Annotated in this window: 16 protein-coding genes and 4 tRNA genes; 1 reads left to right on the top strand and 19 read right to left on the bottom strand. The window is 38.4% G+C overall.

The window, feature by feature from the left end; genetic code table 11:
• Positions 1–103: 103 nt before the first annotated feature.
• From rplL to AC3E9U_RS05510, 18 genes are all read right to left on the bottom strand, one after another.
• The gene (rplL, locus tag AC3E9U_RS05595) at positions 104–475 is read right to left on the bottom strand and encodes a 50S ribosomal protein L7/L12 (protein ID WP_488745916.1); all 372 of its coding nucleotides are present in this window, start codon (positions 473–475) and stop codon (positions 104–106) included.
• 54 nt (positions 476–529) lie between these two features.
• Positions 530–1,027, bottom strand: coding sequence for a 50S ribosomal protein L10 (gene rplJ, locus AC3E9U_RS05590; RefSeq protein WP_488745915.1), 498 nt, complete (start codon positions 1,025–1,027; stop codon positions 530–532).
• A gap of 22 nt (positions 1,028–1,049) precedes the next feature.
• Positions 1,050–1,739: a 50S ribosomal protein L1 gene (gene rplA / locus AC3E9U_RS05585; RefSeq protein WP_325201874.1), complete on the bottom strand. Its 690-nt coding sequence runs from the start codon at positions 1,737–1,739 to the stop codon at positions 1,050–1,052.
• A gap of 20 nt (positions 1,740–1,759) precedes the next feature.
• Entirely contained in the window at positions 1,760–2,197 is a 438-nt protein-coding gene (rplK, locus tag AC3E9U_RS05580; protein ID WP_325201873.1) for a 50S ribosomal protein L11, read from the bottom strand.
• Between the two features lie 66 nt (positions 2,198–2,263).
• Positions 2,264–2,815 carry a transcription termination/antitermination protein NusG gene (nusG, locus tag AC3E9U_RS05575; RefSeq protein WP_488745914.1) on the bottom strand — a complete coding sequence of 184 codons (552 nt, stop codon included), beginning with the start codon at positions 2,813–2,815 and terminating at the stop codon, positions 2,264–2,266.
• Positions 2,816–2,827: 12 nt separating this feature from the next.
• Positions 2,828–3,025 (bottom strand): preprotein translocase subunit SecE, encoded by a 198-nt coding sequence (gene secE, locus AC3E9U_RS05570; protein ID WP_488745913.1) that lies wholly within the window; start codon positions 3,023–3,025, stop codon positions 2,828–2,830.
• A 15-nt stretch (positions 3,026–3,040) separates the two neighbouring features.
• A tRNA-Trp gene (locus AC3E9U_RS05565) sits at positions 3,041–3,111 on the bottom strand.
• 53 nt (positions 3,112–3,164) lie between these two features.
• Positions 3,165–4,352: an elongation factor Tu gene (gene tuf, locus AC3E9U_RS05560; RefSeq protein ID WP_488745912.1), complete on the bottom strand. Its 1,188-nt coding sequence runs from the start codon at positions 4,350–4,352 to the stop codon at positions 3,165–3,167.
• A gap of 53 nt (positions 4,353–4,405) precedes the next feature.
• Positions 4,406–4,477 (bottom strand) — tRNA-Thr (locus AC3E9U_RS05555).
• 97 nt (positions 4,478–4,574) lie between these two features.
• Positions 4,575–4,656 (bottom strand) — tRNA-Tyr (locus AC3E9U_RS05550).
• 33 nt (positions 4,657–4,689) lie between these two features.
• Positions 4,690–4,763: transfer RNA gene (locus AC3E9U_RS05545), tRNA-Thr, on the bottom strand.
• A 93-nt stretch (positions 4,764–4,856) separates the two neighbouring features.
• Positions 4,857–5,159, bottom strand: coding sequence for a ribosome hibernation-promoting factor, HPF/YfiA family (gene hpf / locus AC3E9U_RS05540; RefSeq protein ID WP_488745911.1), 303 nt, complete (start codon positions 5,157–5,159; stop codon positions 4,857–4,859).
• Positions 5,160–5,189: 30 nt separating this feature from the next.
• On the bottom strand, positions 5,190–6,086 hold the full coding sequence (locus tag AC3E9U_RS05535) for a tyrosine-type recombinase/integrase (protein WP_488745910.1): 897 nt from the start codon (positions 6,084–6,086) through the stop codon (positions 5,190–5,192).
• Positions 6,087–6,155: 69 nt separating this feature from the next.
• On the bottom strand, positions 6,156–6,350 hold the full coding sequence (gene rpsU, locus AC3E9U_RS05530) for a 30S ribosomal protein S21 (RefSeq protein WP_023573624.1): 195 nt from the start codon (positions 6,348–6,350) through the stop codon (positions 6,156–6,158).
• A 177-nt stretch (positions 6,351–6,527) separates the two neighbouring features.
• Positions 6,528–7,700, bottom strand: coding sequence for an acyl-CoA dehydrogenase family protein (locus AC3E9U_RS05525; protein WP_488745909.1), 1,173 nt, complete (start codon positions 7,698–7,700; stop codon positions 6,528–6,530).
• 42 nt (positions 7,701–7,742) lie between these two features.
• The gene (locus AC3E9U_RS05520) at positions 7,743–8,630 is read right to left on the bottom strand and encodes a ComEA family DNA-binding protein (RefSeq protein ID WP_488745908.1); all 888 of its coding nucleotides are present in this window, start codon (positions 8,628–8,630) and stop codon (positions 7,743–7,745) included.
• A gap of 11 nt (positions 8,631–8,641) precedes the next feature.
• On the bottom strand, positions 8,642–8,869 hold the full coding sequence (locus tag AC3E9U_RS05515) for a hypothetical protein (RefSeq protein WP_023573621.1): 228 nt from the start codon (positions 8,867–8,869) through the stop codon (positions 8,642–8,644).
• Positions 8,870–8,882: 13 nt separating this feature from the next.
• The gene (locus tag AC3E9U_RS05510; protein WP_488745907.1) at positions 8,883–10,151 is read right to left on the bottom strand and encodes a DUF2851 family protein; all 1,269 of its coding nucleotides are present in this window, start codon (positions 10,149–10,151) and stop codon (positions 8,883–8,885) included.
• Positions 10,152–10,217: 66 nt separating this feature from the next.
• Here AC3E9U_RS05510 and AC3E9U_RS05505 point away from each other — a divergent pair, with 66 nt between their 5' ends.
• Positions 10,218–11,897 (top strand): PNGase F N-terminal domain-containing protein, encoded by a 1,680-nt coding sequence (locus tag AC3E9U_RS05505; RefSeq protein ID WP_488745906.1) that lies wholly within the window; start codon positions 10,218–10,220, stop codon positions 11,895–11,897.
• Positions 11,898–11,938: 41 nt separating this feature from the next.
• Here the strand turns inward: AC3E9U_RS05505 and AC3E9U_RS05500 are convergent, their stop codons facing one another.
• On the bottom strand, positions 11,939–13,300 hold the full coding sequence (locus tag AC3E9U_RS05500; protein WP_488745905.1) for a pyridoxal-phosphate dependent enzyme: 1,362 nt from the start codon (positions 13,298–13,300) through the stop codon (positions 11,939–11,941).
• Positions 13,301–13,397 lie beyond the last annotated feature (97 nt).

Genomic DNA, 13,397 nt, shown 5'->3' with positions numbered 1-13,397 from the left:
ATTATTAAGACAAATTGTAACAATAATTTATTATACGCAAAATGGTTTAGGCCTTGGGAAAGAATCCCAAAGGCCTAAACCTAGCTTATTTTTTTAGTTTAGCTTATTTAAGCTCAACTACAGCTCCTGCTTCTTCTAATGCTTTCTTAAGACCTTCAGCTTCGTCTTTAGAAACACCTTCTTTAACGTTAGTTGGAGCAGAATCTACTAAATCTTTAGCTTCTTTAAGTCCTAAACCTGTTAATTCTTTAACAGCTTTTACAACTCCTAATTTAGAAGCTCCAGCATCTTTCAATACTACAGTGAATTCAGTTTGCTCTTCAGCAGCACCAGCATCACCTCCACCTGCAGCAACTACTACAGCAGCAGCAGCCGGCTCGATTCCATACTCGTCTTTTAATATTGTTGCTAACTCGTTAACTTCTTTAACTGTTAAGTTAACTAATTGTTCTGCGAATTGTTTCAAATCTGCCATTTTTTCTATCTTTTAAAATGATTTGTAAAATATAATAATTAATTAGTGCAATATTTATTCAGCTCCCTCTTCGTCTTTGAATTGGTTTTTAAGAGCAGAAATAACTCTTTGAGCTGGTGATTGAAGTAATCCGATGATTTCTCCGATAACCTCTTCTTTCGATTTAAGAGATGCTAATGAATCAAGTAAGTTATCTCCGATGTAGATCTCTTCCATGATGTAAGCACCTTTTAATAAAGGCTTATCCGATTTTTTACGGAATTCTTTAATAATTTTTGCAGGAGCATTAGCTGTATCTGCAATTAATATAGAAGTGTTTCCTTTTAAAACTGTAGCCAAATCACCGAAGTTAGTTTCAGAAGCTTCCATTGCTTTTTCAAGTAATGTGTTCTTAACAACCTCTAATTTGATACCTGCTTTAAAACAAGCTCTTCTTAAGTTTGAAGTAGTCTCTGCATTAAGTCCAGAAATGTCCGCTAAATAAACAACATTTCTACCAGCCAACTGTGCAGTTAAATCTTCAATCGCGATTGATTTTTCTTCTCTAGTCATACTAAAAATTTTTAACTACCAATTAAACTGCTTTAGGGTCTAAAGCAATTGCAGGGCTCATCGTAGATGAGATGTGGATACTCTTAATGTAAGTACCTTTCGCTGCAGTTGGTTTTAATTTGATTAATGTTTGAATAATTTCGTGAGCGTTCTCTGTGATTTTCTGAGCGTCGAAAGAAATTCTTCCGATTCCAGCGTGAACGATACCTGTTTTATCAACTTTAAAGTCGATTTTACCAGCTTTAACTTCTTCAACAGCTTTCGCTACATCCATAGTTACAGTACCGGTTTTAGGGTTTGGCATTAAACCTCTTGGACCTAAAACACGTCCTAAAGGACCTAATTTACCCATAACAGCAGGCATAGTGATGATTACATCAACATCTGTCCAACCGTCTTTGATCTTTTGTAAATAGTCATCTAAACCTACGTGATCTGCACCAGCTGCTTTAGCTTCTGCTTCTTTGTCCGGAGTAACCAATGCTAATACTCTAACATCTTTTCCAGTACCGTGAGGTAAAGTAACAACGCCTCTTACCATTTGATTCGCTTTTCTAGGATCTACCCCTAATTTTACTGCGATATCAACAGACTCATCAAATTTTGCAGAAGCAACTTCTTTAATTAATGCAGATGCATCTTTCAAAGAATATAATTTGTTCTTCTCAATTTTTGCTGCAGCCTCTTTTTGCTTTTTTGTCAATTTTGCCATGTCTTAATACTTTGTTAGAATTAAAAAGGAGCTGTTCCTGATACTGTTATACCCATAGATCTAGCTGTTCCGGCAACCATACTCATTGCTTTTTCGATTTCGAAAGCATTCAAGTCAGCCATTTTGTCTTCAGCGATAGCTCTAATTTGATCCCAAGTAACGTTAGCTACTTTTTTACGGTTCGGTTGCCCTGAACCAGACTTTAATTTAGCTGCATCTAATAATTGAATTGCAGCCGGTGGCGTTTTAACAACAAAGTCAAAAGACTTGTCTTTATACACAGTAATCTGTACTGGTAAAACTTTGCCAGGTTTATCTTGTGTTCTAGCATTGAACTGCTTACAGAACTCCATGATATTAACCCCAGCAGCCCCCAAAGCAGGTCCAACCGGTGGCGAAGGATTCGCGGCACCTCCCTTAACTTGTAGTTTAACTACTTTACTAATTTCTTTAGCCATTTTTAAAAAAATTTAGCACATCTCTCAATTGGAAGCGATTGATGTGGATTTATACATGTAACGATATTATACTTTTTCAACTTGCATGAAACTCAATTCCAATGGTGTTTTTCTTCCGAAGATCTTCACCATTACTTCAAGTTTACGCTTTTCTTCATTCACTTTCTCAACAGTTCCGTTGAAACCATTGAAAGGCCCGTCAATTACTTTTACGGTTTCACCAACAGAATAAGGAATAGCTCCCTGATCTACCTTAACAGATAACTCATCCACTTTTCCTAACATTCGGTTTACTTCTGCCTGTCTTAACGGCACAGCTTCTCCTCCTTTTGTTTCACCCAAGAAACCAATTACACCTGTAATCGATTTAATGATGTGAGGGATTTCTCCGGTTAAGTTAGCTTCGATCATAACGTATCCAGGAAAGTAAACACGGTCTTTGCTGATTTTCTTTCCATCACGTACCTGCACTACTTTTTCAGTAGGAACCAATACCTGTGAAATATAATCCGCCATACCCAAACGGCTAATTTCCGTTTCAATATAGTTTTTCACCTTGTTTTCCTGTCCGCTAACCGCTCTAACTACATACCATTTTTTGATATTATTATCAGTCATATCAAAAAAAAATTAAGCTTTTAACCAATTAAAGAAAAACCCTAATGCTTTAGCAAAAGTAGAATCTACTCCCCAAGTTGCTAATGCAAATAAAATAGAAAATAAAGCTACTATTATAGTTAACTTTTGTACTTCAGCCCATTCCGGCCAAGTAACATTTGATTTTAATTCTTCAAATGCTTCCGATATGTAATTAACAACCTTTGCCATTATATATTTCTTTTGCACGGGCGGAGGGATTCGAACCCCCATCAACGGTTTTGGAGACCGCTATTCTACCCTTGAACTACGCCCGTTTGTTTAAAAAACCAGCAGCGAACCGCTGGTTTTTATTATAATTGACTATGAATTAGTCTAAGATTTCAGTTACCTGACCAGCACCTACAGTTCTACCACCCTCACGAACAGCAAAACGTAAACCTACTGATAAAGCGATTGGGCTCAACAATTGAACATCAATTGTTAAGTTATCACCTGGCATTACCATCTCAACTCCTGCAGGTAAAGAAATAGTACCTGTTACGTCAGTTGTACGTACGTAGAACTGTGGACGGTAGTTGTTGTGGAATGGAGTGTGACGTCCACCTTCTTCTTTTTTCAAGATATACACCTCAGCTTTGAAGTGAGCGTGTGGCTTAACAGATCCTGGCTTAATGATAACCATACCACGTTTGATATCAGCTTTATCGATACCACGTAATAATAAACCTACGTTATCTCCAGCTTCACCTCTATCAAGGATTTTACGGAACATCTCAACTCCTGTAATTGTAGAAGTCAATTTCTCAGCACCCATACCAATGATTTCAACAGCATCTCCAGTATTAGCAACTCCAGTTTCGATACGACCTGTAGCAACAGTTCCACGACCTGTAATTGTAAATACGTCCTCAACTGGCATCAAGAAAGGCTTATCAACATCACGAGCTGGTAATTCAATCCAGTTATCAACAGCATCCATCAATTCCATTACTGTAGCAACCCATTGAGGCTCACCGTTTAAAGCTCCTAATGCAGAACCTTTAACAACTGGTCCATTATCACCATCATACTGATAGAAAGACAATAAATCTCTGATTTCCATTTCAACAAGCTCTAATAACTCTTCGTCATCAACCATGTCTACTTTGTTCATGAATACAACCATTCTAGGCACACCAACCTGACGTCCTAAAAGGATGTGCTCACGAGTTTGTGGCATTGGACCATCTGTAGCAGCAACTACAAGGATAGCACCGTCCATCTGAGCAGCACCAGTAACCATGTTCTTAACGTAATCCGCGTGACCTGGACAGTCAACGTGAGCGTAGTGACGGTTAGCTGTAGAGTACTCTACGTGAGAAGTATTGATAGTAATACCTCTTTCTTTTTCTTCAGGAGCGTTATCAATCTGGTCGAATGATTTAGCTTCTGATAAACCAGCATCAGCTAATACTTTAGTAATAGCAGCAGTCAAAGTTGTTTTTCCGTGATCTACGTGTCCGATAGTTCCGATATTTAAATGGGGCTTCGAACGATCAAAGGTTTCTTTTGCCATGATTTAATAATTTAATCTTAGTTATATAATTAGTGTTCAAATATTCAAAATTGAGCCAATGACGGGATTTGAACCCGTGACCTCTTCCTTACCAAGGAAGCACTCTACCCCTGAGCTACACCGGCTTTTGTGCATTCAGGAGCCAGTTTTCAGAATTTCAAAATCAAATTCTTATTTCTAATTCCCTAATTCGACAATCATCGCATTGCTTTGATGATTTTGTGGGGAGAGCAGGATTCGAACCTGCGAAGACTTAGTCAGCAGATTTACAGTCTGCCCTCGTTGGCCGCTTGAGTATCTCCCCAACTCTTCTTACTTACAGTCACTTAAAAACTTGAGCCGATGGAGGGACTCGAACCCACGACCTGCTGATTACAAATCAGCTGCTCTAGCCAGCTGAGCTACACCGGCGACTACAATAAAAAAAGTCCGCTATTTCTAACGGACTGCAAATGTAGGGATTTTATTTTTTAATCAAAATATTTTTTATCTTTTTTTTATTTTTTAAGCATGCGCCCTGATTATTTCTTTCCTTTTCAACAAAAGACGTTCCAAAGAATCCACAGACAAATCAACTGCCTCCTCAAAGGACTTGCACTGCTTTTTAACTATAAAATCGTCGCCCGGCACCATCACCTTAATCTCCACTATCTTATTCTCTTTATCACTCGTGTTATCCAATTTCAAAAAAACATCAGAAGACACTACCCTGTCATAATACTTTTCCAACTTATCTAATCGTTCCTGAACAAAATCAACTAATTTTCTGTCAATGTTAAAATTAACAGCATGAACATTTACCTTCATAATAAAAATTTTATTTAGTTAAACTTCGAATCATTTTCGGTTTCGCGGATGTGCATCTTGATAAACTCGCTTCAATTCAGACAAACTGCTGTGGGTATAGATTTGAGTGGAAGATAAACTTGCATGACCTAACAATTCTTTTACTGAATTTAAATCGGCACCATTATTTAGCAAATGGGTTGCAAATGTATGCCTAAGAACGTGGGGACTCTTTTTTGTTTTTTCAGAGACAGTACTAAAGTAATCATTTATTAATCGATAAACAAACGATTCACTTATTTTATGACCGTTTTTATTCAATATTAACAAATTGCCATTTTCGATATTCGCAAGCCCGTTTCTTTCAATAAGATAACGATTTAATAACTCAACCGTGCAGTCCAAAAGCGGAAGTACACGCTCCTTATTCCGCTTCCCCAAAACCTTAAATGTTTTACCATAAGCACTGTAATTACCCATTTCGAGCGCAATCAATTCAGCACGACGCATACCGGTAGTATAAAACAGCTCAATGATCAGACGATTGCGGATTCCTTCAAAATCATCCGGATAATCATTTTCCTCAAACACCAGCTCCAGCTCCTTTTCTGAAAAAGGGATTTGCACCTTCTTAGGCGTTTTTAAAGATTTATGTTTTTGCAACGGATTCACCTCAATCTGTTTCGTTTTCAGAAGGAATTTATAAAACGATTTTAGAGACGAAATTTTACGGTTTACGGAAGTATTGGAAACATTATTTTCCACCAGAGAAACAATCCAGCTACGGATCTGTGAATAACCGACAGCATCCAAAACCAAATCAGCATCATGTGTTTTCAGGAAATTTTCAAATTCAGCCACATCATTTAGATATGCCGTAAGTGTATGCGGAGAATAATTTTTCTCTTTCTGAAGATAATCGCGATACGCAAGCTGATTTGTAATCATAAAAAAACCGTTAGCCACAAAGTTATAAAACTTCGCATACTAACGGTTATAGTAGCATTCAAAAAAGTATTAAGCTTCTAAAGAATCTCTTAATCCTTGAATGTATTGTGCTTTTTGAATTTGAGCTCTTCTTGTTACAGATGGCTTAGTAAACGCCTGACGTGCTCTTAACTGACGAACAGTTCCTGTTTTGTCGAATTTTCTCTTATAGCGCTTTAATGCTCTATCGATATTTTCTCCGTCTTTAATTGGGATAATTAACATGTTTTAGACACCTCCTCTCATTTAGGCCGCAAACTTATAAAAAAATTACGAATTACGAATTATAAATTACGAATTTTATTTTTCCACGCCTATTTACAACATATTGCGAAACAAAAAAGCCAAGTCACAATTTCTTGTCTCTTGGCTCTTTTCTCTATTTTGTAATCACTTCACCTCTTAATGCTTCACAGCCGGCTTGTAATTTTGTTTGTCGATTACCATTTTAGATAAAATCTCCTTAAGAATTTCCGAAGTTCCACCTCCGATAGGCCCTAAACGGCTATCTCTCAATAAACGCGCTAACGGATATTCTTCCATATAACCATAACCTCCCAACATCTGCAGGCAACTGTAAATTGTATCATCGGCGACTTTCGTTGATTTCAGTTTAGCCATAGTAGCCTCTTTCACCACATATTCGCCTTTATCCAATCTTGCTACCGCTGCATAATTAAACAGTTTGCAATGCTCCACATCTGTTGCGTGCTCCACCATTGTATGCCTTAAGGCCTGGAACTTATCAATGGTTCTTCCAAATGCTTCACGTTCTGACATGTAGTCAATCGTATACTCAATTGCATACTCCGCACTAGCATGAGCATTTATCGCCATGATCAATCGCTCTAAGGCGAAATGCTGCATGATATACGGAAACCCTTTTCCTTCTTCCCCCATTAAATTCTCAACAGGAATTTCTACGTTATCAAATGCAATTTCAGCCGTATCAGAAGCTCTCCATCCTAATTTATCAAGTTTGGTAGCGGATATTCCTGCAAGATTGCTGTCCACCAAAAACATACTGATCCCTTTATTTCCAAGTTCCGGATTTGTTTTGGCTGCCACAACATAGTAATCAGCATAAACACCGTTCGTAATGAATGTTTTAGAACCGTTAATAATATACTTATCCCCTTTTTTTATGGCCGTTGAACGCATCCCTGCAACATCACTTCCTCCAAAAGGCTCTGTGATACATAAAGCTCCGATTTTATCCCCGGAAATACTTGCTGCCAAATACTCTTGTTTGATTCGCTCATCCCCTTCTGCATTTAAATGTGTCATCGCTAAATACGTGTGCGCCCACATAGCTGCAGCAAAACCTCCTGATTTGATTCTCTGAAGTTCCTCTAAAAAGATAACCGTGTAAAACAAATCCAGATTTAATCCACCATAAGCCTCAGGATATCTTAAACCAAAAAAGCCCATTTCCCCGAACTTCTTCCATATAAAACGTTCGATAGTCCCGGTTTTTTCCCATTTTTCAATATGAGGAACGACTTCTTTTTGCAAAAAATCACGTAAACTTTCTCTAAATAATTGATGCTCTTCTGTAAAATATATTGAGTTCATACAGTTTGAAATATTATTACTATAGTATATAGTTGATATTAATTAATTAAGGCCCAAATATAAGGCAATTATATCGACTTTTTCAAGTGGAAAATTCTTAATTTTTGCCAAATCTTCCTTGGATCTAATTTCACCATTCATACTGCGGTAAGTCACTATTTCCTTGGCTAAAGCATATTTAAAAAAAGGAAATTGCATTAATTCTTTAACAGAGGCTTCATTGATGTCAAGCTTTCGGATGTTCGGAACAGCGAAAATTGAAAACCGCTTATTGACATTCACAAGGACCTCAGGCGACAAACCCCACACATCTTCCAACTGCTTCATAGAAACAAACGCTCCAAACTTTTCGCGCTCTTTCAGAATTCGTTCCGAAAGTGCCGGCCCGATACCGTATATCTTCATCAAATCTTCCTGAGTCGCCAGATTGATATCCGCAACCGTAATTTTTTCTTTTTTATCAGTCACTTGTTTTGGATAGCCTGTAAAAGAACTATCTTTTCTTTTATTTTTAACCCAATCCGGAAACTTGAAATAAGGCGACACACCGGCAAGCCACTCATTGGAAACTTTAGTCACTTGCTGAAATTCGGCAGCCGAATTTACAAATCGGTTTTCCTCCCGGAATTTATGAAGACGATCAATTTCAGTCACCGACATGCCCAGCACATATCCTTTGTAATCTGAAATAAAATTGGGATTGAACGGATAAATTTTATGTTTCTCTACCCCTTTTGCACCTTTAAGACTGTCTATTTCGGACTGCAGAGCCAACCATTCCTTTTCTTCTCTGCTTGCCGTTGGCGTTGAAAATCCCATATCGGAAAAACAAAAGCAGTAAACCAATTGAATTAAAATCATCAGCAGTATAAGTGCGACGATGCCACTCCGCTGTTCGCGGGTGTATTTAAAATCAGACGTAATTTTCATGATTAAGGGATTTACAAATCAAAAACGGAACTGCGCTTGGTATAAACCATGTCCTTTAGCTTGAATAAAAAAGCCAGTGTCAAATACACACCAAACCAAAGTCCGACCGTGAAAAAAGAAATGTAAATAAAGAAAAGGCGAACGCTGGTAGTTCTCATCCCCAGACGATCCGCTAAACGGGAAGACACTTCGAAACCGTGTTTCTCAAAAAAGTGGCGTATATTGGTTATCAATCCCATAGTACAAATGTAATTATTTCTTTAACAATTCAATACCAATTTCACACTGCAAGCATTTTTTCCGATTGCAATATTCGTTTTTCAGCTGTAGAAGCGTTTGCGAATCAAAAGCATTTTCCGCATAGACTCCGAAACCGGAAAACTTGTCTATTACAACATTTTTCTCGGCAGCAATCTCTTCCAGAAAGCCAATTAGATCATCAGCCACTTCCTTTCCAATATGTTTTGCATAAGAAAACCTCATTGGGACAATCGTATTCATAACCAGCAAATCAACAAATGAAGATGTCAGCGTTTTCCGTTTCTTCGGACTTTCTTTATCGAACTGATAATGGGTTTGCCAATATTCCGAAACCTTCACATCAAAAATACTGTAGAAAGCCGAAACCGAATCAGCAGCCGTAATTTTCGAAAAAAGATTGTCCTGCTGATGGTATAACTGAGCCAGTTGTGCCAGACGAATCGTTGGGAAATTATCGGGGCGAAGTTTAAAAAACTGCACAGGTGCAATGTTACTCTTTCCCAGTCGGTACTTATCAGACAAATAATGCCAGCGGTTTTTCGAGTCATTATAGTAAACATCCTGCTTTTCTTCATCCAGTAAACCAGCCCTTCCAAAAAAAAGCGCCTCAATATTTTCAACTTCAGCCTTTTCTTTTCGGATAACGGAAAACGGAATGGAATTCGCAATGGCAAAAAAGGAATCACCATTTGAATTCAGACCGAAGTTTTTAGCTAAAAAACAAAACAACGCTTCCTCCCAATCATATTTATTCTGATGCAAATGCTCTTGCATAGGTAGTGCTTTCCGTTCGAGCCGTTCAAAAAACAAGCGTTCCTGCCATTTTTTCAAAACAAATCCATCAATCGAAGCCAGATCTTTTTCACAGTAAATCCATGACTTGGCTACCGAAAGTGAAATATAACTTTCCAAAACATCTTTGAAAACATAATTCTTCAGTTCCAAAACAGGAATCTCGCTATTATCAGCCCGAAAAACATTGGTATCGTGTTCCCAAACCACATGCAAGATGACAGCATCATAAGCCGGATCATTCTCGTGATGGTGCAAATACCAATCAGATGATTTGATGTGGATTTCAATATTGCCGGCCCATTTCTGACCTCCGATATAAATCTGAGCATTAAAAAAATCAGGTCCGGCCTGTTTCAGATAGTGACCGGGACGGAGAATCTGAAGTTCCTCTCCTTTAAAAGTCTGTAGTTTTTCATAGGCAAATTTTCTGTATTGCCAGATGTGGTGTAAAAATTCTTCGTGCATGGCGTATAAAATGAAAGACGAATGTATGAAAAAAATTATCTTTGTGAACCAACACGATTAAAAAAAATGAAAAAAAATCTTACAATTTTGTTTTTCCTCACCCTTCTAACGGCGTTTGGACAAAATAAATCAAGAGCCACAAACGGTTTTAAAATAACGTATTTAAAGAGTTCCAACGGAAAACTGACTGAAAACCAAGATCCGATTCTGGTTTTTACAAATGAAAACGAAACGGTTATCACCACCGAGAAGACCTACACTAAAAAGGCATCTTTTCCTTTTGAACAGACATTGATCAGTCGACCAAAAAACAAATTGGTTCTGGTTGCCAGTCTTTCCCCGTCAAAAACCACTTCGACGATCGACACCGTTAGTATAGAAAAACAGACGTTTGAAACCTTGAATGACACTAAAACCATTTTAGGTTATAAATGCAAAAAAGCAAAAACCATTATCAACTCGAACACAATTGAACTTTGGTATACAGATGAATTGAAAGTGAAAGGTGCTCCGACCGTTTTAGGTCAGAAGATCGGATTGGTATTGGAGATGGTGCGTAATGGAAATTATATCGTATCGGCTTCCAAAATCGAAAAACTGAAGAATGTAAGCCCTTCACAACTTGTTTCAAATACAGGAACATCTGTAGATCCGTTAACCTATCGTGATTTGCTATGGAAAAGCCGTTTCACCACTATTAATGTTTTTGAAAATGAGGTCATCAACTTTTCCGATGCTTCAAAATCAAATGACAGTATTTTGCGATTCGCCAATGGGACCATCATCATTAAAAAAGTAAAATTCCCGGAGATCAAAAGCGGAAGTCAGATTTTTGTGGATGTCGCCGAGCAGTCTAACGGAGATGCTTATGACCGTACCGGCTCTGTTTTCATAATCCCTACGGACAAACAAAAGTCTTTTATGGACGGTTTAAAAAACGGTGCCAAAACGCTTCCTATTTATGAAAACGGAAACGGAAAACAATATCAGGGTGTCGTAAGGACGGAGGAATACACCCCTCTTTTGGAACTAATGCGCTTCTTTACTCCTTTTGGAATCAAACAGTACAATCATATTGAGTTAAAAGACAAAAAATGGCATGAGATCGTTCCTTACCGTCAGGACATTTCCGAATTGTATTCGCAGCTTAGCAATAAAGAACTTTGGGTAGGAACGTTTATCGGAAACTATGACAAGGGCGGACATAAGGTTTCGATGCATATCACCATTCACGATGAAGAGAACCAGCCTGTAAAAAACACTTTTGCGTTGCCGCTTTTCAACACTACCAATATTATGGAAATGGCGTCACAGGAATACAGTACGATGTTTGATAATGAAAATGGGCTGTTGGTTACTTTCACCCTAGACAAAGATGTGAAGAATGCAAAACTGCGTTACACCACGACCGGTCATGGTGGATGGGAAAACGGAGACGAATTTGTACAGAAAGAAAACACCATTCTTTTAGATGACAAAAAGGTTTTCTCCTTTATTCCGTGGCGACAGGATTGCGGTTCCTACCGATTGTTTAATCCGGCTTCCGGGAATTTCCCTAACGGATTATCGTCGTCGGACTATAGCCGTTCGAATTGGTGTCCCGGTATGGTTACCAATCCTAACCTTATTGATTTAGGCGATTTAAAAACAGGGAAACACACCATCCGGGTAAAAATACCTCAGGGAGCTCCGGAAGGGGGCGGATTCAGCGCATGGAACGTTTCAGGAGTATTGATTGGAAATTAAAATAAAAAAAGCCACTGTTTAACGGTGGCTTTTTTTATTACTTATTTTATCGAGTTGATAATATCATGTTTCGTGATAATATGGTGTTTCCCGTTTCCTAAATCTACCAATACGGCTTGATTGTCTTTATTGATCAGTTTAGACACTTCCTCTACCGGAGTCCCTAATTTCACTATCGGAAAGGCAGCTCCCATTACTTCGCGGATTGGTTTTTCCGCCACGTTTTTATCGGCCACATAGCTTTGGAATAAGTCCGTTTCATCTACTGAACCTACAAATCCGTTAATATCAATTACAGGGATTTGAGAGATTTTATGCTTGCGCATGCGATCAATCGCATGAGAAACCAATTCTTCAGTACGAACAACCACCAACGGTTTATCAATATGTTCTTTAATTAGGTCTTCTGCTTTTGTCACTTCATCTTCCAGGTAGCCTCTGTCACGCATCCAATCATCATTGAAGATCTTACCTACATAACGCGATCCTGAATCGTGGAATAAAACCACTACTACATCGTCCGGCCCGAATTCGTCTTTTAACTGCAGTAAACCTTTGATTGCGGATCCGGAAGACATTCCGACAAACAAACCTTCTTCTAAAGCCAATTTACGGGTATATACCGCCGCATCTTTATCGGTAACTTTTGTAAAACCATCGATCAGGTCGAAGTTTACGTTTTGTGGAAGAATGTCCTCTCCAATTCCTTCTGTTACGTACGAGTACACTTCATTCTCGTCAAAGATTCCGGTTTCTTTGTATTTTTTGAAAACCGAACCATAGGTATCTACACCCCAGATTTTGATGTTTGGGTTTTTCTCTCTTAAAAATTTAGCAACACCCGAGATCGTTCCGCCGGTCCCAACACCTACAACGAAATGCGTTACCTTACCATCTGTCTGTTCCCATATCTCCGGTCCGGTTTGCTCGTAGTTTGCCTGCGTGTTCGACAAGTTATCGTATTGATTAACGTACCATGAATTCGGAGTTTCTTCAGCTAAGCGTTTTGAAACCGAATAATAGGAACGAGCATCGGTTGGTTCCACATCCGTAGGACAGATCACTACTTTTGCCCCCACCGCGCGTAGGATATCCATCTTTTCTTTGGATTGTTTATCCGTAATAACACAAATTAATTTGTAGCCTTTAACAATCGCTGCCAAAGCTAATCCCATACCAGTGTTCCCGGATGTTCCTTCAATGATGGTCCCCCCTGGTTTTAAACGGCCGTCTGCTTCCGCGTCTTCTACCATTTTAAGTGCCATTCGGTCTTTACATGAATGGCCCGGGTTGAAGTATTCTACTTTTGCCAAAACCAAAGCATTGATTTCGGAGGTTATCTTGTTCAATTTTACCATGGGTGTATTCCCGATGGTTTCCAATATATTTTTTGCGTATTTCATTTCTATTTATAATTTACCTGTCGTTTTTTGGTCTGTAAAGATATTGATTTATAGAAAGTTTCCAAAAGAGAAAAAAGTTTCCCTATTAGCCCTTATG

It is taken from the genome of Flavobacterium sp. 21.1 (genome assembly GCF_057801535.1).
The sequence above is the reverse complement of the archived record's forward strand: the minus strand, read 5'-3'. Positions and strand labels throughout refer to the sequence as shown.